Source organism: Nocardia puris (assembly GCF_036051655.1).
GTDB lineage: Bacteria > Actinomycetota > Actinomycetes > Mycobacteriales > Mycobacteriaceae > Nocardia > Nocardia puris.
This window is the reverse complement of sequence record NZ_CP107943.1, coordinates 2,868,387-2,886,452: the sequence shown is the minus strand read 5'-3', so window position 1 is coordinate 2,886,452 and position 18,066 is coordinate 2,868,387. Positions and strand designations below refer to the sequence as shown.

At 62.8% G+C, this 18,066-nt stretch carries 16 protein-coding genes; 15 read left to right on the top strand and 1 reads right to left on the bottom strand.

The genetic code is table 11. The annotated features are described in order from the left end of the window. Positions 1 to 10 precede the first annotated feature (10 nt). The 7 genes from OHB21_RS12845 (at position 11) to OHB21_RS12815 (ending at position 7,753) form a co-directional block, all read left to right on the top strand. Positions 11 to 1,156: an MCE family protein gene (locus OHB21_RS12845; protein ID WP_228815703.1), complete on the top strand. Its 1,146-nt coding sequence runs from the start codon at positions 11 to 13 to the stop codon at positions 1,154 to 1,156. Next, entirely contained in the window at positions 1,153 to 2,274 is a 1,122-nt protein-coding gene (locus OHB21_RS12840) for an MCE family protein (RefSeq protein ID WP_195142552.1), read from the top strand. Before OHB21_RS12845 ends, OHB21_RS12840 begins: the two co-directional genes overlap by 4 nt. Next, a complete protein-coding gene (locus OHB21_RS12835) occupies positions 2,274 to 3,698 on the top strand; it encodes an MCE family protein (protein ID WP_195142551.1) in 1,425 nt (474 codons plus the stop codon). Before OHB21_RS12840 ends, OHB21_RS12835 begins: the two co-directional genes overlap by 1 nt. After that, entirely contained in the window at positions 3,674 to 4,309 is a 636-nt protein-coding gene (locus OHB21_RS12830; protein ID WP_195142550.1) for a hypothetical protein, read from the top strand. Before OHB21_RS12835 ends, OHB21_RS12830 begins: the two co-directional genes overlap by 25 nt. Next, positions 4,306 to 4,824 (top strand): hypothetical protein, encoded by a 519-nt coding sequence (locus OHB21_RS12825; RefSeq protein ID WP_195142549.1) that lies wholly within the window; start codon positions 4,306 to 4,308, stop codon positions 4,822 to 4,824. Before OHB21_RS12830 ends, OHB21_RS12825 begins: the two co-directional genes overlap by 4 nt. A gap of 62 nt (positions 4,825 to 4,886) precedes the next feature. Beyond that, positions 4,887 to 5,888: an ABC transporter ATP-binding protein gene (locus tag OHB21_RS12820; RefSeq protein ID WP_195142548.1), complete on the top strand. Its 1,002-nt coding sequence runs from the start codon at positions 4,887 to 4,889 to the stop codon at positions 5,886 to 5,888. 212 nt (positions 5,889 to 6,100) lie between these two features. Next, the gene (locus OHB21_RS12815; protein WP_195142547.1) at positions 6,101 to 7,753 is read left to right on the top strand and encodes a long-chain fatty acid--CoA ligase; all 1,653 of its coding nucleotides are present in this window, start codon (positions 6,101 to 6,103) and stop codon (positions 7,751 to 7,753) included. Positions 7,754 to 8,244: 491 nt separating this feature from the next. Here the strand turns inward: OHB21_RS12815 and OHB21_RS12810 are convergent, their stop codons facing one another. Beyond that, positions 8,245 to 9,246, bottom strand: a complete 1,002-nt coding sequence (locus tag OHB21_RS12810) for a helix-turn-helix transcriptional regulator (protein ID WP_195142546.1) — start codon at positions 9,244 to 9,246, stop codon at positions 8,245 to 8,247. 118 nt (positions 9,247 to 9,364) lie between these two features. Between OHB21_RS12810 and OHB21_RS12805 the strand changes: the two genes are divergently transcribed. From OHB21_RS12805 to OHB21_RS12770, 8 genes are all read left to right on the top strand, one after another. Beyond that, positions 9,365 to 9,685 carry a 2Fe-2S iron-sulfur cluster-binding protein gene (locus tag OHB21_RS12805; RefSeq protein ID WP_043078249.1) on the top strand — a complete coding sequence of 107 codons (321 nt, stop codon included), beginning with the start codon at positions 9,365 to 9,367 and terminating at the stop codon, positions 9,683 to 9,685. A gap of 24 nt (positions 9,686 to 9,709) precedes the next feature. Further along, on the top strand, positions 9,710 to 11,098 hold the full coding sequence (locus OHB21_RS12800; protein WP_195142544.1) for a cytochrome P450: 1,389 nt from the start codon (positions 9,710 to 9,712) through the stop codon (positions 11,096 to 11,098). Next, complete coding sequence (locus OHB21_RS12795) at positions 11,095 to 12,297, top strand: NAD(P)/FAD-dependent oxidoreductase (protein ID WP_195142543.1); 1,203 nt, start codon at positions 11,095 to 11,097, stop codon at positions 12,295 to 12,297. The genes OHB21_RS12800 and OHB21_RS12795 overlap by 4 nt, the downstream gene beginning before the upstream one ends. Before the next feature lie 74 nt (positions 12,298 to 12,371). Further along, positions 12,372 to 13,832: a cytochrome P450 gene (locus OHB21_RS12790; protein WP_195142542.1), complete on the top strand. Its 1,461-nt coding sequence runs from the start codon at positions 12,372 to 12,374 to the stop codon at positions 13,830 to 13,832. Then, positions 13,829 to 14,554, top strand: coding sequence for a transglutaminase-like domain-containing protein (locus OHB21_RS12785; RefSeq protein WP_195142573.1), 726 nt, complete (start codon positions 13,829 to 13,831; stop codon positions 14,552 to 14,554). Before OHB21_RS12790 ends, OHB21_RS12785 begins: the two co-directional genes overlap by 4 nt. Next, positions 14,551 to 16,080 carry an aldehyde dehydrogenase family protein gene (locus OHB21_RS12780; protein ID WP_195142541.1) on the top strand — a complete coding sequence of 510 codons (1,530 nt, stop codon included), beginning with the start codon at positions 14,551 to 14,553 and terminating at the stop codon, positions 16,078 to 16,080. The genes OHB21_RS12785 and OHB21_RS12780 overlap by 4 nt, the downstream gene beginning before the upstream one ends. Continuing rightward, on the top strand, positions 16,077 to 16,913 hold the full coding sequence (locus OHB21_RS12775) for an SDR family oxidoreductase (protein WP_195142540.1): 837 nt from the start codon (positions 16,077 to 16,079) through the stop codon (positions 16,911 to 16,913). The genes OHB21_RS12780 and OHB21_RS12775 overlap by 4 nt, the downstream gene beginning before the upstream one ends. A 49-nt stretch (positions 16,914 to 16,962) precedes the next feature. Continuing rightward, a complete protein-coding gene (locus OHB21_RS12770; RefSeq protein WP_195142539.1) occupies positions 16,963 to 18,030 on the top strand; it encodes a BtrH N-terminal domain-containing protein in 1,068 nt (355 codons plus the stop codon). Positions 18,031 to 18,066 lie beyond the last annotated feature (36 nt).

Sequence of the window (18,066 nt, the reverse complement as noted above, 5' to 3'; positions counted from 1 at the left end):
TCTTATGGTCATGATCCTGGTGGCGATCGTTGCTACCGGCATAACCTTCTGGTCTACCCGGACGTCGACGATACGGATCACAGCAGATTTCACGAACTCTACGGGCCTGTACCCCGGCGACCGGGTAACCATTCGTGGTGTGCCGGTCGGCGCGATCGACGAGACCCGGCCTATGGGCGATCGAGTCCGAATCACCATGCATCTGGACGCATCACATCCGGTGGGTGCCGACGCGCGTGCGGCTATCGTCGCGCCGACCCTGGTGTCCGGACGTTACATTCAGCTCACCCCTGGCACCACGTCCGGCCCCAAGCTGCGAGACGGAGCGATGATCCCTATCGAACGTACTGCTGTGCCGGTTGAGTACGACCAGATCAAGCGTCAGGTCACCGACCTGGCCAACGAGCTCGGGCCGAAGGCCGGCGACAATATCGGTGCGTTGGGTCGTATGGTGGATTCTACCGCAAACGCATTGTCCGGCAATGGTGCGACTCTCAACACGACGCTGGTGAATCTGTCGAAGGCGATGCAGACGCTCGCCGATGGTGGCCCCGATCTGTTCGCGACCGTGCGTAACCTGCAAACAGTGGTGTCAGCGCTGGCCGCGAATGATCAGCAGATCCAGACTTTCATGAGCCAGCTTTCGGGCACGTCGGCGCTGTTGAACAACAACCGGACTCAGCTCGATGCGGCGCTACAGGCGCTGAACGCGATGCTGCCCGAGTTGCGCGGCTTCGTCGCTGACAATTCAGACGCACTACACCGGGATGTCACGGCCCTCACTCAGGTGACCAGACTGCTCGTCGACCGTGAGGACGACCTCGCCCAAATCCTGCATGTGGCACCCAATACGCTAGTGGACTTCTACAACATCTACGATCCTCGTTCACAGTCACTGACCGGGGCCCTGGCGGTCTCTGATTTTCCAGATCCGATGTCGATGATCTGCGCGCTACTGACTACCGTCGACGCACCACAAGAGGAATGTTCGCGCACGAGCCAGACCTTCGGTGATCTGTTCGGCGCCGCACTGCGTGCTGCGATGGGCGGATCGTCGTCACCTGGTCCAGCGCCGGCCGGAGATATTCCCACACTTCCGGGTCTTCCACCTATTCCAGGGTTGCCCGAACTCCTCACTCCGGGAGCTGGACGATGAAGCTGTCGAAAGTAATGCGGATCAACACGATTCTTGCGGGTCTGCTGATAGCTGCGGGCTGCCGTTTCGACGGAATAAATTCGCTTCCATTGCCGGGCAACGCGATCCAAAATGGTTCGTACCGCGTCCAAGTCGAATTGCGCGATGCCCAGAATCTGGTTGGCAATTCGATTGTCAAGGCCGATAACGTCACTGTTGGTACAATTACCTCCATTGCCGTACGCAACCTGGTCGCGGTGGTCACCCTAGAGGTCGACAATTCTGTTCGGTTGCCTGCCAATACCACCGCACGGCTCGCTCAGTCCAGTGTGCTCGGCGCACAGTATCTGGAATTGAGCACCCCGAAGGCGTACCCCGCCGAGGGGCAGTTGCGCGACGGAGATGTGATCCCGCTGACTGCGAGTGCCGAGTACCCGGCAACCGAAGAGGTGCTGGCCGCGCTGTCGCTGGTGCTCAACGGCAGTGGCCTGGAGCAGGTCAGGACGATCATGTCCGAACTCAACGAAGCGTTCGGAGGCAAGGAAGACGCCGTCCGGCGTTCGTTCGAGCGGATCGTGACCTTTGTCGACGGGCTCGACTCTCAGCGCGACAACATTGTTCGCGCAATCGACAGCCTCGCAGCCTTCTCCACTGAGCTCGCCGCCCAGAAGGACACCCTGAGAGCCGGCATCGAGACGATCCAGCCCGCCCTGGCAGTTCTTGGTCAGCAACAGGAACAGTTGACTGTAATGCTTGATGCCGTCGGCCGATTTGGCGACACGGCTACTCAGGTGCTGCGCGCCAGCCATGACAGTCTCACTTCGACCCTCAACGAGCTACAACCCACGCTGGCTGCGCTCGCCGCGGCGGGATCAGATCTGACGGGGGCGCTCCTGGTCGGCCTCACACTGCCGTTCCCGGTCACTGTCGCCGAAACCGCGATCCGTGGCGACTACATCAACCTCTTCCTGACGCTGGATCTAAGCCTCGACGGGATTCAAAGAAAGATCATCGGCAGTATCCCTGTCAGAGATCTCGTGCCGATGTCCAACCAAGCCGAGGACCCGCTGACCGCCCCACTGCGGTTCGGCCCGGCCGATGTTGCCACACCTGAACCCGAGTCGAACGGCGGACGCTGATGATCACCAAACTCGTCCGGGCGCAACTAGTTGTCTTTTCGGTGCTCGCGGTCGCCAGCCTCGTCTACGGATTGCTCCACTACGTCGGGATTCAACGCCTCACCGGGGTCGGTACATATCGAGTGACCGCAGAATTCGTCGATTCGAATGGTCTCTATCCGGGTGCGCTGGTGACTTACCGAGGTGTCGACGTCGGCCACGTCACAGAAGTCGATCTAGCCGGTGATGCCGTCCGGATCAGTTTGCAGCTGCGCGGCGGTGAACGAATCCCCGCAGACACCGCGGCCGCCATCAAGAGCATGTCGGCGATCGGCGAACAATACGTTGATCTGACCCCATCGTCGGACAGCCCACCGTATCTCGGAGAGGGAGCGCATATTCCGCGGGAACGGACCACCGTCGCGGTTCCGACGGGACAAGTCCTCGACAAAACGCAGATGCTACTTCGCAGCGTGTCGACCGATGCCCTGCGCTCAGCGGTCGACGAGACCTTCCAAGCCGTCAATGGTGTGGGTCCGACCTTGGCAGTGCTGATCGAGTCCTCGGCCGATCTGCTCGATCTTGCCCAAGCCGACATCGGTCCCACTCGTGCACTGATCGACGACGTGGAGCCGTTGCTACGCACAGGCAACTCGGTCCGGACCGAGATCCGTACCAGCATGAGCGATCTGGCGTCGTTTACCGACCAACTCGCGCGCAGCGACGCGGAACTGCGGGCAGTGCTGGATCAGGGGCCGTCCACTGCCGACACTGTTGCCGGTACGCTCGCCGATCTGACGAACCCGCTGCCGGTATTGCTATCGGACCTCCAGACGGTCGGCCAGGTGCTGCGCGTGAACCTGCCGGGATTGCGGCAAGTCCTTGTGGTGTATCCGGCTGTCGCGGCGGCAGCCAACTACAGCGTATCCTCCGCCGGTTTCCAAACCACCGGAGACCTACTGGGGCCGCAGGCGCCACTGGACGTGAAGCTCGGCAATACGCTGAATCCACCACCCTGCACCGAGGGGTATCAAAGCACCCAGCGTCGTGACCCGTCCGACACCGGCCCCGCCGAGGTTACGCAGGGCAACTACTGCCAAGTCGCGCCGGACAATCCGAAAGTCGCTCGAGGCGCCCGGAACATACCGTGCGCTGTCGACCCGTCGGTCCGTGCCGCCGAGGTCGCGGATTGCCCAGGTGGCCTTCCCTCGACCTGGCCCGAGATGCTCTCTCGCCCAGGTGGTTCCGCGCCCGCCGTACCACCCGGCGGTGCGTCGACCGTCCCGGCCCAGCCGACTGAGCCCGCAGCAGTCACAGTCCCGTATGCCGAGGGGGACGGGACGTTCCGTGGCCCCGATGGGCTCACCTACATCCTGGGCGTGCAAGTCCCGCGAGAAGACAACGGAAAGGAGCCCGAAGGGTGGCTATCGTTGCTGATCAAGTAGACGAAGAAACCGCAGCTGAGGGAGCAGGTGCCGATGCCATTGCGCAAGACCCCGGCATTACGGTGGAGGATGATGCCGCGCAAACCGAGATCGTCGAGGAGGCGCCGCCCGCAGCACGTCGCCCCAGTTCCTGGCTGCGCATCTGGCTGGTCGTCGGTCTCATCACCGCAGTTCTGGCCTTGACCGGCAATGCCGTGAGAGTGGGGCTCGACGTCCGCGCCCAACATCGCGCCGATACGCGTGACCAGGCCATTACGGATACCGCGCGTCAGGTTGCTGTGCTGTTGGTATCGCTCAACCACAACACCGCCAAAGACGATCTCGACGCCATCGCAGCGAGCTCCACCGGAGACTTCCGTGCTCAATTCGATAAACTGTCAGGCACCTTCACAGGGGTTCTCAACGACGGCAAGGTTGAATCCACCGGCGAAGTAAAGGCTATTGCCATAGTCGCCGCGAATGACAACAATGCAACCGTGCTGACTGCCATCACTTCGACTGTGAAGAATACTGAAGCCCCCGAGGGGCAACAGCGTGCCTATCGCACTAAGATGACCCTCGGATACATCGACGGCAGATGGCTCGTCTCGAACGTGGAGTTCATCGCATGACCGGGATAGTCGAGCGTCTGCGCAATATTGGACGCCGTTCCGCGTTCGTCATTTTAATTGCTCTTGGCGTGCTGCTGGCCACTGCAGGCGTGTTCACCACTGTCTTCGAGCGCGAGTTGTCCGAGCATCGAGCGGTGAGCGAGGCGGGCCGCCGGGCTCTCGAAGCTGCAAAATCCAGCGTACCCGAAACGCTTTCGTACGACTTCAACACTGTGGATCGCCAGCTCGAAGCTGCCGCGAATAACTTGACCGGAAAGTTCCGCGCCGATTTCACGACACTGAGCTCCAGTGTTATTGTCCCTGCCGCCCGCCGGGATTCAATCGTCACCACGGCGCAGGTCGCCGAGGGGGGAGTGATCAGCGCTGATGCCGGCACCGTCACCCTTCTGTTGTTTTTGAACCAGAACACTACGAGTACGAAGTATGAGGGGCCGCGTCTGGATGGCAGTCGTATACGGGTAACAATGACTAAGGTCGATGAAAACTGGTTGATTTCGGACTTGGTTCCGGTTTGATGCTGAGATGGCTGAGCCGCAATTCTGGCAACTTTTTCGAAGTAGTTAGTTAGGACTCTCTCATGGGTGTAGAAGTCGAAACCGTTGGCATATCGAAATCTTTCGGATCACAGAAGATCTGGCAGGATGTCTCACTGGCCCTCCCGTCTGGGGAAGTCAGTGCGTTGCTCGGACCCTCTGGCACCGGCAAATCTGTATTCCTGAAGTCTCTGATCGGTCTGCTGCGCCCGGAAGAGGGCTCGATCTACATCGATGGCACCGACATCATGACCTGCTCCAGCAAGGAGCTCTACGAGATCCGCAAGCTGTTCGGCGTCCTGTTCCAGGATGGCGCGCTGTTCGGTTCCATGAACCTGTTCGACAATGTGGCCTTCCCCCTGCGCGAGCACACCAAGAAGAGCGAATCCGAGATCAAGAAGATCGTCATGGAGAAGCTCGAGCTGACCGGTCTGCTGGGAGCGGAGGAGAAGCTCCCTGGTGAGATCTCCGGCGGTATGCGCAAGCGTGCCGGTCTGGCCCGTGCCCTGGTGCTGGATCCGCAGATCATTCTTGTCGACGAGCCGGACTCGGGTCTGGATCCCGTTCGCACCACCTATCTCTCACAGCTGCTGATCGATATCAACGCGCAGATCGACGCCACGATTCTGATAGTCACGCACAACATCAACCTGGCCCGCAGCGTGCCGGACAACATCGGCATGCTGTTCCGCCGCAATCTGGTCATGTTCGGTCCCCGCGAGGTGCTGCTCACCTCGGACGAGCCGGTGGTCAAGCAGTTCCTCAACGGCCGCATGATCGGCCCGATCGGCATGTCCGAGGAGAAGGACGAGTCGCAGATGGCCCGTGAGCAGGCCATGTTCGACGCCGGTCACCACGCGGGCGGCGCTGAAGACGTGGAGGGCATCATTCCGCAGATGAAGGCACAGCCGGGTATGCCGGTGCGGCAGGCGGTGCTGCGCCGCAGTGCTCGCGTCAACGACATCATCGACACCCTGCCGCACGCGGCTCAGGTTGCGATCCGTGAGTCACTTAATCGGAACGATGACCTTGCCCTGCTCACATGACCTCCGCGTCATTGTCGACCTTTGCTCCGTCTGAAATGACAAGGTCACGCGTATTTTCTATGAGGGCAGGCTATCGCTGGAACCTCGAGTTCTATTCATACTGAAATGTTGCCCTGGCGCGCAGTGGATGACGAGCTGAGCACAGGCAATACTGATCTGTTTCTGTCGGTGAAATCCCCCTTTGATAAAGAATGTGACGAGGAGTGATTCTGATGTTGAGCACTATGCAGGACGAACAGCTGTCGTTGGCGACGTTGCTACGATACGCATCGACGTTCATGGGCGATAGCAAAGTATCGACCTGGACCGGATCCGGCGTCCGCAGCATGACTTACCTCGAGCTGGGGGCCGAATCCGCGCGATTGGCGAATGCGTTGCGTGGATTGGGCGCCGGGGTTGGCGATCGGGTCGCCACCTTCATGTGGAACAATAATGAACACATGGTCGCGTATATCGCGGTGCCTGCAATGGGAGCTGTGCTGCATGCGCTCAACATTCGGTTATTCCCTGAGCAGCTGGTGTATGTCGCCAATCACGCCGAGGATCTGGTGGTGATTGTCGATGGCTCGTTGATGCCGCTGTTCGCCAAGATTTTGCCGAATCTGAAGACGGTGCGCCATGTGATCGTGGCCAACGGCGATGCCAGTCGACTGGAGGCACCCGCAGGCGTGCAGGTACATTCCTACGACGAACTACTCGCAGCGCAGTCGGATGTTTACGATTTTCCGGTACTTGACGAACGGTCCGCGGCTGCCATGTGCTATACTTCCGGCACCACTGGCGATCCGAAAGGTGTGGTGTATTCACACCGCTCCAGTTGGCTGCACGCAATGCAAGTGTGCGCACCGAACGGTTTGGGATTGACCGGCACCGACTCGATCCTCGCCATTGTTCCGCAGTTTCATGCCAACGCGTGGGGTTTGCCGTACGCAGCGTTGATGTCGGGGGCTGGTCTGCTGATGCCTGACCATTTCTTGCAGCCTGAGCCGTTGTTGCAGATGATGGCTGATCAGCGTCCCACCTTTGCTGGTGCGGTACCGACCATCTGGGGTGGGGTGCTCGCCGCGCTCGCCGCGAAGCCGCAGGACATCTCGCATCTGCGTACGGTGGCGGTGGGTGGGGCTGCGGTGCCGCCGTCGATGATGAGGGCCTTTCAAGAGCAGTACGGTGTCCGAATTCTGCATGCTTGGGGTATGACCGAGACCTCACCGTTGGGTAGCGTGGCGCATCCGCCGGCAGGTGTCGAGGGCGAGGATCAGTGGACTTTTCGCTACACACAGGGCCGCTTCCCGGCGGCGGTGCAGGCCAGGCTTGTTCGCGATGACGGCGCGGTTGTGCCCAATGATGGCGAGCAGTGGGGCGAGTTGGAGGTTCGAGGGCCCTGGATCACCGGCTCCTACTACGCCCAGGATGGGAAGCCGGTCGATCCGGACAAGTTCGACGAGGGCTGGCTGCGAACCGGTGATGTCGGCAAGATCAGTCCGAACGGCTACCTGACATTGGTGGATCGGTCCAAGGACGTGATCAAGTCAGGCGGTGAGTGGATCTCCTCGGTAGATCTGGAGAACGCGGTGATCGGCCATCCGGTCGTAGCCGAGGCGGCGGTCGTCGGCGTACCGGACGATAAATGGGACGAGCGCCCGCTGGCGGTGATTGTACTGCGTGCCGGCGTGGAGGGTGTCGATTTCTACGAACAAGCCGCAGAGCTCCGTGAATTCCTGTCGAACAGCTTCGCGAAATGGCAACTACCGGAACGCTGGACGTTTATCACCGAGGTACCCAAGACCAGCGTCGGAAAATTCGACAAGAAGCGGCTTCGTGCACAGTATGACCACGGTTACTTGACCGTCATCACCCTGACCTGAGATTGTCTTCTTGACGTCTGAACGTCACGAGCAAGGGGCCGGTCTTCCAGTTTCGGTCGGTGCCGATCGGCGTGGCGGTTATTGGGGAGTGCGTGGCATCGTATTCGGCCGGACTAGGGTAGCTCAGTCGGGAGTGCAGAAGGCGGCAATGTGCCAGCCGGCCCATTTCGTTAAGGCAAATTCCAGCTCGGTATAGGTGTTGAACGGGCCGTGCCGGTTGATGCCTTCTCGGCCCTACCAGGCCAAACAGGACTCTAATACCGAGCGGTCTCTTTCATCGGGGGCGGCCCACAACCTGGGCGATCGGCCGACCTGCGGCGACCAGGTCGAGCACCTTGCGGCGGAACTCCTCGGGATACTGCCTCGGCACGAACACATCTCCTTCGACGATGTCGTGGCCAAGAGTCAACCATCCCGGCTCCAGCGAACCCGGGGTACATCATTATGCCGAGTGGTCTCATTCACCGCGGACGGCCCGGGATGGCTCAGCGTTACGTGTGCCGGAACTCGCTCGGAGAGCGGCCGGTCCATCGCTTGAAAGCGTGTGAGAAGTTGGTGAGGTCGCTGTATCCGAGATCTGTGGCGATCTCACTCACCGACATTGATCGGTCGAGTAGCTGCAGCATCGCGCGCTCGCGCAGGAATGACTGGTGCAACTCGCGAAAGGTGGTCCCCTCTTCGGCGAGGCGGCGCTTGAGCGTGCTGGCGGATATCGACAGCTCATGTGCGACCCAATGGCTACCTCGCTGTCCGGAATGCTGCTCCAACAGTCGTCTCACCTTCTCTGAGAACGACGTTGTTCTGCTCCGCTGGTCGAGAGTTCGTTGCAGATCGACGATGGCGAGTCGATAAGCGAGGGGATCGGAGAACCGGCAGACCTCGTTGAGCGTGTCTGCGGGGATATGGAGAAAGGACGTTGGAGCGTCAAAGAACAGGCGCCCGGCCAGCACGTCCTTATGGTGGGTCAGGGAGGTCGGCGCTGGCCAGCTCAGGTGGAGTGTGACCGTCGGCATGTCGCCGGCGAGCATGGCAAGCAGCCGCAGGAGCACTGACCCGCTATAGGCAACGACCAGGCAGTCCAGGGCCGGGTCGCTTGTATGCGCGGTGAGCCCGACGGTGAGGCCGTGGTCACTTGGATGGAACTGTGGGCTGAGTGCTGTCGAGATCAACGGCAAGTAGGTGAGCAGCTCTACGATCTCGGCTACCGAGCCTGCGCTGACCAGTGGAAAACTCAACGGGCCGAAGGACGTCAACTGGGCCTGTTCGGCGAACGTGAAGCCGAGCAGGGTTGCCTGGTCGACGTCGAGTTCGGGGTAGACCTCCCGAAACCACCGGATCGGGGCCTGGACGTCATGCTGGATCAGCGTCGCCTCGTTGGTTCCTTCGCGAGCCATGATGTTGCGAAGCCGCGCTGCAGCGTCTGAGTCGAGTGCTTGGCTCTCGAGCAGTTGCACGAACATGAGCGGAGGCACACCCTCGTCATTGAGGTTCACCATAGTCCCTTTGAGCTGAATTCACAAGTTTCTGACTCCGTCGAACATGGTCGCAGCGGTCATCCTCGACAACACTTTGATCAAGTTCCCGTTGAGGACAACGTATCAGGAGTTGGCTATGGCATTTGTCACCTTTGTCTCCCACGACGGCGAGAAGCACGAAGCGCCCTTCGAGGAAGGGCAGTCGCTGATGCAGGTCGCGACCAACAACGCGGTCCCCGGAATCAACGGCGACTGTGGAGGCGAAGCCGCCTGTGGCACCTGTCATGTGATCGTCGATTCGCAATGGTCCGAGCAGGTCGGCCTCTCCGGATCCGATGAGGAGGAGATGCTCGCGATGAACCCAGAGCGCCAGCCGACCTCTCGGCTGTCCTGCCAGATGGTGGCCTGCGCGGAGTGGGACGGCTTGATCGTCCAACTACCCGAATTCCAGATGTGACGACGAGAGACGGCGTAAGACCTGATGAAGATTCCTGAAGTGATTACCACCAGAGTTCAGTCGACCATCCCGATGGACCTGCAGATCCGGGGCGCGCATCTGTATGACAAGACCCGGCGATGGGTGACCGGGACGAACGGAGAGAAGCTCTTCGTCGAGAGTCCTATCCCGCCGGTCGAGGACGTCGAGCTCGCCGACATCGACCTCAGCAACCCTTTTCTCTATCGCCAGGGGCGCTGGCAGTCCTACTTCGAGCGCTTGCGCAACGAGGCGCCGGTCCACTATCAGCCCAACAGTTCGTTCGGTCCGTTCTGGTCTGTCACGCGGCATGCCGACATCGTGGCCGTGGACAAGAACCACGAGCTCTTCTCCGCCGAGCCGTTCATTGTCATCGGGGCCCCGCCTCGCTTCCTCGATATCGCGATGTTCATCGCGATGGATCCGCCACGGCATGACGCGCAGCGGGCCGCTGTCCAAGGCGTGGTCGCGCCGAAGAACCTGCGTGAGATGGAGGGGCTGATTCGATCGCGTGTGCAGGAGGTGCTGGACGACCTGCCCGTGGATCAGCCGTTCGACTGGGTGCAGAACGTCTCGATCGAGTTGACCGCTCGGATGCTCGCGACTCTCCTGGACTTTCCGTACGAGCAGCGTCGCAAGCTCGTCTACTGGTCAGACCTTGCGACCTCGCTGGAGCAGGCTAACGGCGGGCCCTCGGACAACGACGAGGTGTTCCCCGGCATGCGCGACATGGCGCGAGGTCTCAGCGCTCTCTGGCACGACAAGGCAGCCCGGACAGCTGCCGGGGAGGAACCCGGCTTCGATCTGATCACCATGTTGCAGAGCAACGAGAACACCAAGGACCTGATCGACCGCCCGATGGAATTCTTGGGCAACCTCGTGTTGCTGATCGTCGGAGGCAACGACACGACCCGGAACTCGATGAGCGGCGGTGTTCTTGCGCTGAACCGCTTCCCCGATCAGTTCGAGAAGCTGAAGGCGAACCCCGACTTGATTCCCAACATGGGCTCGGAGATCATCCGGTGGCAAACCCCGCTGGCTTATATGCGCAGGGTCGCCAAGGCCGACACCATTCTGAACGGGCAATTCATCCGCAAGGGCGACAAGGTAGTGATGTGGTACGCCTCGGGCAACCGTGACGAGCGCGTGTTCGAACGGCCGGATGAGTTCATCATCGACCGGGCCAACGCCCGCAACCACATCTCGTTCGGCTTCGGCGTCCACCGCTGCATGGGCAACCGGCTGGCCGAGCTCCAGCTGCGGATCCTGTGGGAGGAGTTGCTTCCCCGTTTCGACAACATCGAGGTCGTCGGGGAGCCAGAGTACGTGCAGTCCAATTTCGTCAGGGGGATCAGTAAAATGATGGTCCGCCTCACCCCGAAGTCCAGCGCATGACTTCGCAGCGGGCCCTCATCGTCGGGGCCGGCCATGCCGGGGTCCAACTCGCGGCCAGTCTCCGCCAGGAAGGGTGGACCGGTGAGATCGTCCTCATCGGCGAGGAGTCGGCGCTGCCCTATCAACGCCCGCCGCTGTCGAAGGCTTACCTGGCGGGGAAGAGCACGCTCGACGAACTCGCGATCCGCAGCGCCGAGTTCTACAGCAAGCAGGGAATCCAACTCCTGGACGCGACCGTGGAGGCGATCGACCGCTCGGCCGGTCACCTTGCACTGAGCGCCGGCGACACGCTGCCCTACGACAAGCTCGCGCTGTGCACTGGGGCCAGCCCTCGACGGCTTTCCATCCCGGGTGCCGACCTGGTCGGCGTCTACTACCTACGCACCGCTGCGGACGTCGAGATGATCCGAGAGGCCACCAGCCCCGGGTGCCGGGCCGTGATCGTCGGCGGCGGCTACATCGGACTGGAGACGGCCGCCTCGTTGCGTGCGCTGGGTCTGGAGGTCACAGTGCTCGAGGCGGCCGAGCGCGTCCTCGAACGGGTCACCGCTCCCGAGGTATCGGCGTTCTTCGAACGGATCCACCGGGAGGAGGGCGTGAACATCAGGACGGGCGCGCTGGTCGAGGCTCTGTCCGGTGACGGCAGGGTCCGCGAGGTATTCCTGTCAGGTGGCGAATCAATTCCCGCCGACCTCGTCATTGTCGGCATCGGCGTTGAGCCGAACACCGAGCTCGCCGCCGCCGCGGGTCTGGTCGTCGACAACGGCGTCGTGATCGACGACCAGGCCCGGACCAGTGACCCCGACATCGTGGCCGCCGGGGACTGCGCCAGCCACGACATGGCCCGTTACGGCCGTCGCATACGCCTGGAGTCCGTGCCGAGTGCGGGTGAGCAGGCCAAGGTGGCCGCCGCGACCTTCTGCGGCAAGCCCAAGATGATCGCGGCGCTTCCGTGGTTCTGGTCGGATCAATACGATCTCAAGCTCCAGATCGCCGGTCTCAACACCGGGTACGACGAAGTCGTCTGCAGCGGCGACCCGATCCGGGACCGCGCCTTCGCTTGCTTCTACCTCCGTGCCGGCGAGCTCATTGCTGCCGACTGCGTCAACCGGCCCCGGGACTTCGTGTTCAGCAAGCGGGTCATCGCGCAACGACTCCCCGTCGGCCGGGCCGAACTGGTGCTCGCCGGCTCGGCCTGAGGTGACTGGTCCCTGGGGCCGACGGCGGTAGGAAGACATCGAGTGCGGCCCCACATTTTCAGAAAGGAACGTCAGTGACGAATATCATCCAGCTCCCGCTGGCGAAGGGTCGGGAGCGGCTCTCATCGGTACTCCTGGCGCCGCTGCCGAGTCGAGTCGACGCGACCCTGCTTGGGGTCAGCGACCAGTGGCCTGTGCGTGAGCTCACCCCGCCCCCGGCGGGGTCGGGCCTCGAGCCGGTCCGGGGGACTGCGGGCCTGCCTTTGCTCGGTCACACCCTGGACTACATCAGGTTCGGCTCCAACTTCACCCGGGCCAGGTACCAACGCTTCGGACCGGTCTGGTGGATGGGCGCCTTCGGTACGAGAATCGTGATGGTGGCCGGCGCGGATGCCACCCAGGAGGCGCTGACGACCAAGGCGAAGTCGTTCTCCCAGGACGGGTGGACCTATCTCATCGATGCCTTCTTTCACCGGGGCCTGATGCTGATGAGCTTCGACGAGCACAGGATGCATCGGCGGATCATGCAGGAAGCGTTCACCCGCGACCGGCTCGCCGGCTATGTCGACCAGCTCGGCCCGACGCTGGAGACCAGCATCCCCGGGTGGACAGCGGGCCGGTCCACGCGCATCTACCCACTGCTGAAGGCCCTGACTCTCGACGTCGCAACGGGGGTCTTCATGGCAGGTCGGGGAGGGAGCGAGGACACCGACGCCATCAACGACGCCTTCGTGGCCACCGTGCGCGCAGCCAGCTCGATCATCCGTTTCCCGCTGCCCGGTACTCGGTGGCGCGCCGGAGTCCGTGGGCGCACGCTCCTGGAGAACTACTTCACCTGGCATCTGCCGGCGGCTCGAAGTGGCCAGGGAGACGACCTCTTCACGGGGTTGTGCCATGCGCGCACGGCCGACGGTGAGGCGTTCAACGATGAGGACGTCGTCAACCACATGATCTTCTTGATGATGGCGGCCCACGACACCTCGACCATCACCACCACCGCTGCCGCCTACTTCCTCGCCAAGCACCCAGCCTGGCAGGAACGGGCTCGGGCCGAGTCCGACCGACTCGGTGAACGCCGCCCCGACATCGACGACCTGGACTCGCTGGCGACTCTCGACCTGGTGATCAAGGAGACGCTGCGCCTCGTAGCGCCCGTGCCGATCGTGATGCGCAAAACGATCGAGAACGTGGAGATTGCCGGACGCCACATCCCGGCGGACACCCTGGTGGCCGTGGCTCCTGCGGTGAACCACTTCGACGAGTCGTGCTGGACCGGCCCCGATACCTTCGACCCCGACCGTTTCAGCGAGCCGCGCCGGGAGGACCAGAATCACCGTTTCGGGTGGATCCCCTTCGGAGGAGGGGTGCACAAGTGCATTGGTCTGCACTTCGGCACTCTCGAGGTCAAGGCGATCCTGCACTACATGCTGCGCACCTACACCTGGTCGGTCCCGGACCAGTATGAAGTGAGATGGGACAACACTTCGCTCCCCATTCCTGTCGACGGGTTGCCGATCACCCTGGAGCGCAGATGAATCAGGCACCGGTGGCGTCGTTGGTGGCGACCGACTTCCTCGACATCGAACACGAGTCCGTCCGGGCATTCACCGCCGCCGCGATTGGGGATGCGAGCACCGACCGGGACAAGGCCAATCGCCTCTTCACCGCCGTCCGTGACCAGATCTGGTACGACCCCTACACAGTGTCGGACGATCCCGCCCACTATCGAGCCAGCTTCGTCCTCGAGGCCGGGCGCGCCTATTGCGTCCCGAAGGCGGTGCTCTTGACCGCGGTGTGCCGTGCGGCAGGGATTCCGGCGCTGCTGGGCTTCGCTGACGTCCGCAATCACCTGCAGACCGAAGCGCTGCGAGCGCTCATGGGCGGCACAGACCTGTTCGTCTATCACGGTTACAGCCTTCTCTACATCGACGGCCGGTGGTTGAAGGCGACACCTGCGTTCAACACCGAGTTGTGTGCGCGTTTCAGTGTGCCGCCGGTGGAATTCGACGGCGATCGCGACGCCCTCCTGCACGCCTTCACCGCCGACGGAGCCCAGCATATGGAGTACGTCCGCGAGCGCGGCATCTTCGACGACCTGCCTTTGAACGCGATCCTGACCGAGCTTCGGCATACCTATGGACCGTTGATGTTCAAACGCGCTGACGTGATCGCTGACGCTTTCACCGACACACCCACCAGACGCACCCCACCCAACGGGCTCTCCCGCGGGTTCGACTCACTCCTGGAGGACCGATGAGCACGGCGACCACAGCGGACGCCTTGGACGTGTGTAGCCCAGCCGACGGCCGGCTGGTCGCAACCGTCCCCGTGGATGATCGTGAGACCGTGAACCGCATCGCGGCTGACCTCCGCCGCGCCCAGGCAGGGTGGGCCGAAGCTGGCCCGCGGCAACGCGCAAGATGGTTGCATCGCTGGCGGGACTGGATCCTGGCTCACACCGACGAGCTCACCGACCTGTTGCAAGCCGAAACGGGCAAGGTGCGCCCAGACGCTCTCGTGGAGACGACCGCGTCGTGCGAATTCATCACCTACTACGCCGACAATGCCGAGAGGTTTCTCGCTGGCGAGCAGGTCAGGCCCTCGAGTCTGTTGAGTCTGCCGAAGCGGCTGTCCAAGACCTACCACCCGTACCCGGTTGTCGGGCTCATCACGCCCTGGAACTTCCCGATCACCCTCTTCCTCATGGATGCAGCACCCGCGTTGGCTGCCGGGTGCGCGGTCCTGGCGAAGTCCTCGGAAGCGACGCCGCTGACGTGTGCGCGGGTCGTCGAAGGCTGGCACGAGATCGGCGCCCCTCCGGTCTTGGCCCATGTTGTGGGTGCCGGCGAAGCGGGTGCGTCGGTGGTGGACGCAGCTGACTTCGTGCAGTTCACCGGCTCGACAGCCACCGGGCGCGCGGTCGCGATCCGCTGTGCCGAGCACCTGAAGCCGGTGAGCCTGGAGCTGGGCGGTAAGGATCCGGCGATAGTGCTGGAGGACGCCGACCTTGCTCGCGCGGTCGAGGGGATCGCGTGGGGCGGTCTGTTCAACGCAGGGCAGGTCTGCATCTCCGTTGAGCGGGTGTATGTGGTAGCTGAGATCTACGACGAGTTCGTGGCTCGGCTGACGCAAAGGGTGCGGTCCCTCGCCCAGGGTGCGGCGGCAGGTGACGACGTGGGTGCGATGGTCACTGCGAGGCAGGTCGAGATCGCCGATCGCCACGTCAACGAGGCGGTGGCGGCGGGTGCACGGGTCTTGGTCGGCGGAACCCGGAGCGCGGCCGGGAACTACTACGCTCCTACCGTCCTGGTCGGCGTCGACCACACGATGACTTGCATGACTGAGGAGACCTTCGGACCCACGATCCCGGTGATGCTGGTCGCGGATGAAGACGAGGCAGTCCGCTTGGCCAACGACTCGGTGTACGGCCTGTCCGCGACGGTGTGGACCCGCGATCACGCTCGTGCGCAGCGCATCGCGAAACGCCTGGACGCGGGTGCTGTCAACATCAACGACGTCTTCAGCAACCTCTTCGCCACCGCACTGCCGCACAGTGGATGGAAGGCATCAGGTATCGGTGCGCGGCTCGGCGGCGCCTATGGGCTGCACAAGTACTGCCAGGTCCAGGCGGTGACCGAGCCGCGGATCCCTGTCCTGACACGGGAACTCACGTGGTACCCGTACACCTCTCGGCGTGCGGCCATCGCCGAAAGAGTATTGCGCGCGGCAGCCGGCCGCGGCCTGTGGCAACGCCTCGGCCTGAACAAGGAGAACAGCAAGTGACGACGCACAACCCCCGCAATGCCGCCAAGACCGTGGCAATCACGGGCGGAGCCCGCGGTATCGGATACCAGACCGCGAAGGAGTTGATCCGACGAGGCCACCGCGTCGCTATTGGCGACGTCGACGAGGCCCGTGCCAAGGAGGCCGCCGTTGATCTCGGGGTGAAGGTCGTCGCCCACTTGGACGTCACCGACCCTGACTCGTTCCGCGAATTTCTCGACCTGGTCGAGGGGGACCTCGGCCCGCTCGACGTACTGATCAACAACGCGGGCATCATGCCCACCGGGCACGCCCACGAGGAAGACGACGCGGTAACCCGGCGGCAGGTCGAGATCAACGTCCTGGGAGTTGTCTTCGGCACCAAGCTCGCCCTTCAACGGATGCTGCCGCGGCGTGCTGGGTACATCATCAACACCGCATCACTGGCCGGTGAGCTCGCCGTACCCGGTCTGGCGACCTATTGCGGCACCAAGTTCGCGGTCATCGGATTCACCGAGGCAGCACGACAGGAATACCGCAAGTCCGGGGTCCAACTGTCCACGGTCCGGCCCACGTTCACCAACACCGAACTCGTCGCTGGGACGGCTGGGGCCAAGGGAATGCGCAACGCCGAGCCCGAGGAGATCGCCCGAGCGACAGCCGATTTGATCGAGAACCCGCGTCCCTTCGTGCGCGTCACCCGCCTCGCCGGCGGCATGGTCGCCGCGATGAAGTTCGTCCCCGGTTGGCTGGCCACCTGGCTCGGCTCGGCCCTGGGCTCGGACTCGGTGTTCCTGGACGACGTCGACATGAGGACCCGCCAGGCCTACCTGGACAGAATCCGGAACAACTGATCATGTCTTCGAACCCCGTCGTGCGCCCATCCACCGAAGAGGAACTCACATGCCCCGCAGGACCCTGATCGAGGACTACCCGCATCGGATGGGGGGGCATTGCGGTTCTGGTGCGATGCGGGATCTTCTGCACTGGCATGGTTTGGGGTGGGATGGACCGCCCGATGAAGGCCTGGTGTTCGCGCTCGGTGGCGCGCTAGGGCTGACCTACCTCCGATCGAGCGACCTCGTTCCGCCGCTGTACCTGGTGGGACGAGGCGCCGACTTCGAAGTCGACCTACCTCGTCGGCTCGGCGGACAGGTCCACGTTCTCACCACCGATGATCCCCGCGAGGGGTGGCTGTGGGTTCTCGACGAGATCGACGCAGGCAGACCCAGCCTGGTGTGGGGTGACATCGGCGAGCTGCCGTACCTGCGGGTCCAGCTACGGATGAGTCGCCACGACATCGTAGTGATTGGCTATGATGAGGCCAAGGGGATTGCCGTTGTCGTAGACAATGACCGCGCCGAGGTGCAGGAGGTCCCGCTCGAAGCCCTGGCTCGGGCGCGGTCCTCGACGTCGTTCCCGCAACCGACGCGCCACTGCACGTATCGCATCACCTGGCCAAGCGCGCTGCCGGATGTGGCGGGAGTGGCGGCAGAGGCATTTCGCCAGTCCGCGGCCAGCATGCGGCGCCCGTCGCGGCCGGGGATTGTCGATCTCACGACAGCGGTGCCCGGGGCTGAGGGCTTAGCCGCGGTCGTGCAGCTGGCGGCCGACGTTCAGACCTGGGTCGACCTTCCGGCAGACGACCTCGAGATCCTCTTGTTCAGCCTGAGCGCTTTCATCGAGAAGGCAGGCACCGGTGGCGGGCTGTTTCGTCGATTGCTCGCCGATGGCTGCGCGGATGTCGCACGTCTGACCGGTGACCTTGCTACCGCAGACCTCGCCATCGTCGCCAGCCGTTGCGCACAGGCATGGACCGACATTGCACGTGCCGGGATCCAGCGCGACGTTGATGTGCGAGCCCGCGCGGCCGGGATGGCCTTGGCGGCCAGCCGACTGCCAGAACTCGAGTTGGACCTGGTCGAGTCCTTGGAGTCTGCTTCAAGCTCGCTTTCGGCTGCAGATCGCTGACAGCCCACTCTCCCTGGACGCTCGATCCCGGATCGC

Bases quoted from the DNA above. Each gene is read 5' to 3' on its own strand.
- OHB21_RS12845 (WP_228815703.1), top strand. From the start codon at position 11: ATGATCCTGGTGGCGATCGTTGCTACCGGCATAACCTTCTGGTCTACC.
- OHB21_RS12840 (WP_195142552.1), top strand. From the start codon at position 1,153: ATGAAGCTGTCGAAAGTAATGCGGATCAACACGATTCTTGCGGGTCTG.
- OHB21_RS12835 (WP_195142551.1), top strand. From the start codon at position 2,274: ATGATCACCAAACTCGTCCGGGCGCAACTAGTTGTCTTTTCGGTGCTC.
- OHB21_RS12825 (WP_195142549.1), top strand. From the start codon at position 4,306: ATGACCGGGATAGTCGAGCGTCTGCGCAATATTGGACGCCGTTCCGCG.
- OHB21_RS12820 (WP_195142548.1), top strand. From the start codon at position 4,887: ATGGGTGTAGAAGTCGAAACCGTTGGCATATCGAAATCTTTCGGATCA.
- OHB21_RS12815 (WP_195142547.1), top strand. From the start codon at position 6,101: ATGTTGAGCACTATGCAGGACGAACAGCTGTCGTTGGCGACGTTGCTA.
- OHB21_RS12805 (WP_043078249.1), top strand. From the start codon at position 9,365: ATGGCATTTGTCACCTTTGTCTCCCACGACGGCGAGAAGCACGAAGCG.
- OHB21_RS12800 (WP_195142544.1), top strand. From the start codon at position 9,710: ATGAAGATTCCTGAAGTGATTACCACCAGAGTTCAGTCGACCATCCCG.
- OHB21_RS12795 (WP_195142543.1), top strand. From the start codon at position 11,095: ATGACTTCGCAGCGGGCCCTCATCGTCGGGGCCGGCCATGCCGGGGTC.
- OHB21_RS12785 (WP_195142573.1), top strand. From the start codon at position 13,829: ATGAATCAGGCACCGGTGGCGTCGTTGGTGGCGACCGACTTCCTCGAC.
- OHB21_RS12780 (WP_195142541.1), top strand. From the start codon at position 14,551: ATGAGCACGGCGACCACAGCGGACGCCTTGGACGTGTGTAGCCCAGCC.
- OHB21_RS12770 (WP_195142539.1), top strand. From the start codon at position 16,963: ATGCCCCGCAGGACCCTGATCGAGGACTACCCGCATCGGATGGGGGGG.